3 protein-coding genes are annotated in these 4,161 nt (G+C 36.6%); all 3 read left to right on the forward strand.

The features are described 5' to 3' along the window. Positions 1–205: 205 nt before the first annotated feature. On the forward strand, positions 206–1,060 hold the full coding sequence (locus Q0K80_RS09960; protein ID WP_220219812.1) for a PRD domain-containing protein: 855 nt from the start codon (positions 206–208) through the stop codon (positions 1,058–1,060). Then, positions 1,057–2,922 (forward strand): PTS beta-glucoside transporter subunit IIBCA, encoded by a 1,866-nt coding sequence (locus Q0K80_RS09965; RefSeq protein WP_294605940.1) that lies wholly within the window; start codon positions 1,057–1,059, stop codon positions 2,920–2,922. The genes Q0K80_RS09960 and Q0K80_RS09965 overlap by 4 nt, the downstream gene beginning before the upstream one ends. A 9-nt stretch (positions 2,923–2,931) precedes the next feature. Further along, a partial coding sequence (locus Q0K80_RS09970) for a glycoside hydrolase family 1 protein (RefSeq protein ID WP_294605942.1) occupies positions 2,932–4,161 on the forward strand: 1,230 nt, incomplete at its 3' end.

The raw sequence follows: 4,161 nt of genomic DNA on the forward strand, positions 1-4,161 counted from the left end.
AGAAGAAACTTGTATGACACAGATTGTGAAATACAAGTTTTTTACTCGGCAAATCTAGCAAATTACCTTGCTTTAGATAGCTGTAAGCGTTATTATGATTAAGACAAGTGAAAAAAGTGAAATTGTTAACCGCTAAGACGGTGCAAGGCTCGCTTATCCCCAAATATGGGATAGGTGGGCCTTTTTGTTTTTAAAAGGAGTAGGAATGAGGATTAGGAAAATACTCAATAACGGCAGTGTCATCGTTAATAATAAAGAAGGAGCGGAAATGATCGTTTTGGGTAAGGGAATTGCCTATGGCAAAAAAATAGGAGATGAAATTGATCGAACAAAAATTTATAAAGTTTTTACGGCTTTTAATAACCAAGAGAAAAAGCTTTTATTACAAACGATTCATGAAACTGAGCCAATCTTTTTCCAAATAGCCCAGAAAATTGTTGATCGCTTAAAAAAAGAAGAAAACATTGAATTAGCCGATAGTGTTTATCTAACTTTGACGGATCACTTGGCCACCAGTGTTGAGAGGGGGAAAAAGGGGCTATATTTGAATAATAATTTTTTATGGGAAATTCAAAATTATTATCCCAAGGAATATCATTATGGGCTTTGGGCTTTGAAACTCTTAAATGATCAATTTAAGTTGAAATTTCCTGAGGATGAGGCAGGTTTTATTGCGGTCCATATTATTAGTGGGGAGTTAGGCAATGATATCAATGATTTTCGTCAATCGGTTAATTTCATTAAGGAAATTACCAAACTAGTCCGTTTCTATTTTGACTTAGACCTTGATTGTCAATCTCTGAGCTATAACCGTTTTGTTTTACACCTAAAATTTTTCTGGAAATACATGATGTATGGGCAAAAAAGCCATGGCTTTGGCGATTTAAGTAAAGAAATTTTGGCAGTTATCAAAAATAGTGATGTTGCAGCTTACGAATGCGCACTAGAAATTAAAAAATTTATTCACCAAAATTACTCATATAACCTGAGTAATGAAGAAGTTATGTATTTAGCCATTCATATTAATAAAATAACTACAGAAACGAGGAATCAAAAATGAAATATCAGGCAATGATTCAACAGATCTTGCAAGCAATCGGAGGAGAAGATAATATTCAGTCAGTCGTTCATTGTGCGACTCGGCTGCGCTTTGTTTTAAAAGATGAAAATAAAGCTGATGATCAAAAAGCCGAATCAATATCGGGCATTTTACAAGTGGTCAAGAAGGGCGGTCAATATCAGCTAGTAATCGGTAACAATGTTGACGAAGTTTATAATGAGCTAATATCAATGATTAAACTTAAGCCAGCTGAGGGTACCAAGCAAACTGGAGGGCATCTATTTGATAAAATTATTGGTGCGATTACTGGATCTATTGCTCCTGCCATTCCTTTATTGGCAGGAGCCGGGATGGGGAAAGTCTTATTGCTCATTCTAACGATCACAAATGTTTTATCGGATAAAAGCCAAACTTATCAGCTGCTAAACCTAATCTTTGATACTGGCTATTATTTTATTCCCGCTTATGTTGGCTTTTCGGCAGCAAAAATTTTTAATACGGATAGCATGTTAGGTGCTTTTATTGGCCTGGTAACTGTTAATCCTAACTGGGTACAAATCGTCACTGCGAATAAACCATTTAAGTTTTTCGGAATACAAGTTCCCTTAATCCAGTATTCATCAACTTTAATCACAGCAATTTTGTCTGTTTGGATTATGTCCTATATTTATCAGTGGGTTAAGAAAATTACTCCAGGAATGATTAAAGTTTTTATGGAGCCGATGCTAACAATGCTTATAACTGCACCGTTAGTTTTCTTAATTATTGGGCCACTGTCTAATTGGATTTCTCAGGGAATCGCGTTTATTTCAATGTGGCTTTTCCATCATGCAGGATTCATTGCTATTCCTATCCTAGCTGCGGCTTATCCTTGGTTAGTTTCAGTAGGAATTCATAAAGCACTATCTCCGATTAGTATTCAACTCGTTGCGGAACAAGGATTTGATCCGATAATTCGTGTTGTAGCTCTTTGCTCTAATATTTCTCAAGCCTCTGCAGCTTTAGCTGTCGGACTTAAAAGTAAAGATCAAAAATTAAAATCGCTGGCTTTGTCTTCAAGTGCAACAGCCTTTTTGGGTGGTATCACCGAACCGGCATTATTTGGGGTTAATTTAAAACTTAAGAAGCCAATGTACGGAGCAATGATTGGTGGTGCTGTTGCTGGCTTAGTGGCTAGCTTTCTCAAACTTAAAGCCTATATTTATGTGACGCCTGCGATTTTGAGTTTACCTATGTGGGTTTCAAAGACAGAAAACTTTGTTATTCAGGCTATTATTGTTATGATTGTTGCCACGATTGTTACCTTCATTGCTACTTGGCTCATTGGCTTTGATGATCCAGCAGATGAAAAAACAAAGTCGCAAGAAAAGCAAAATGATGCTGTAAATAAGTCATCAGAGCATGCTCTCAATGCACCGGCATATGGTCAAATTGAGGATCTTTCAAAAGTTGATGATACCACTTTTGCTAGTGGCGTAATGGGACAAGGTATAGCGATTATTCCCGCCAGCGGAAGGCTTTATGCACCTGGCAATGGTATTGTGACAGCAACTTTTAAAACTGGGCATGCTATTGGCCTTCACCTCGATAATAATGCTGATATTTTACTCCATATTGGTATTGATACGATTGAATTAAAGGGTCAGGGATTTAGGCAGCTAGTTGAAAAAGGACAAAAAGTTACAGCAGGTCAGGAACTAATTGAGTTTGACCTAGATAAGATTAAGGAAGCTGGCTATGATCCTACAATCATGATGATTATCACTAACACCCAGGATTTTTTGCAAGTTTTACCTGTACAAACTACTTCAGATGAAGCAAAGAAAGTTACAATAGATGATCCTGTTTTAGTTTTAGCATAGGGAGTAATTATGGAATATTTTTACCTACCAAAAGGGTTTCTATGGGGAGCCGCTACTTCGGCTAACCAAGTAGAAGGCGCATGGAATGAAGATGGGAAAGGCATATCGATTGCTGATTGTGAGCAATATCAACCACAAATAGATGTGACTGATTACCAAAAAGTTAATGATATGACTACTCAAAAAATTTTGACCGCTATCAAAGATCAAAGCTCCAGAAAATGGGGCAAAAGACATGGTGTAGATTTTTATCATTACTATGAAAAAGATCTTGAACTGCTAGCACAAACTGGAATTAAGGCAATTAGAACTTCAATTGCTTGGAGTAGAATTTTTCCTAATGGGGATGATACTAACCCTAATAAACAAGGTTTAGAATTTTATGACCGTCTTTTTCGCAAAATGCATGAAGTCGGAATTCAGCCTATTATTACGTTATCCCATTACGAGATGCCACTTAATTTAGTAATGAACTATGATGCTTGGTATGATCCAAAGTTAATTGATTATTTTTATCGGTTTGCTAAGACTGTTATCGATCGGTATCATAACCAAGTAAAATATTGGATACCAATAAATGAAATTGATAGCATTATCAGACACCCATATTCTTCAGCTGGATTAGTCAAGGATCGTTTTCCTAACAAAAATTTTCAAGAAGTAATCTACCAGGCAATGCATTACCAGTTCGTTGCCTCTGCTAAGATAACGAAATACATTCATCAAAACTATTCTGATTTACAAGTCGGTGGGATGATCACCAGTACAATGGTCTATCCTTATAACAGTGATCCGCGAAATGCGTTAGCAGCAACAGAAATTATGCGTGAGAGTTATCTTTTTAGTGATGTTCAAATTAGGGGAAAGTATCCTAACGCCTTGCTCAATAAAATTAAAAACTTGGGACTCAACATCAAAATGACGCAGGATGAATTAAAGTTATTGAGCCAGAACACAGCTGATTTTGTTGCTTTTTCTTATTATTCCTCAGTTTGTGCGGCCTATGATACTTCAAACTTGCAGGTGACTAAAGCTAATCGGACAACTGGAGTTTACAATAAATACTTGCCCGAAAACGAATGGGGCTGGCAAATCGATCCGATTGGGTTACGACTAACATTGATAAATTTGTATGATCGTTATCAAAAACCTCTTTTTATAGTCGAAAATGGTCTTGGTGCCACTGATCGCTTGACTCCTGACGGCCGTGTTCATGATGATTATCGCATTGCCTATTTA

Source organism: uncultured Lactobacillus sp. (assembly GCF_945290125.1).
Lineage (GTDB): Bacteria > Bacillota > Bacilli > Lactobacillales > Lactobacillaceae > Lactobacillus > Lactobacillus rizhaonensis.

Coding starts and splice junctions, on each gene's coding strand:
- Q0K80_RS09960 (WP_220219812.1), top strand. CDS start 206: ATGAGGATTAGGAAAATACTCAATAACGGCAGTGTCATCGTTAATAAT.
- Q0K80_RS09965 (WP_294605940.1), top strand. CDS start 1,057: ATGAAATATCAGGCAATGATTCAACAGATCTTGCAAGCAATCGGAGGA.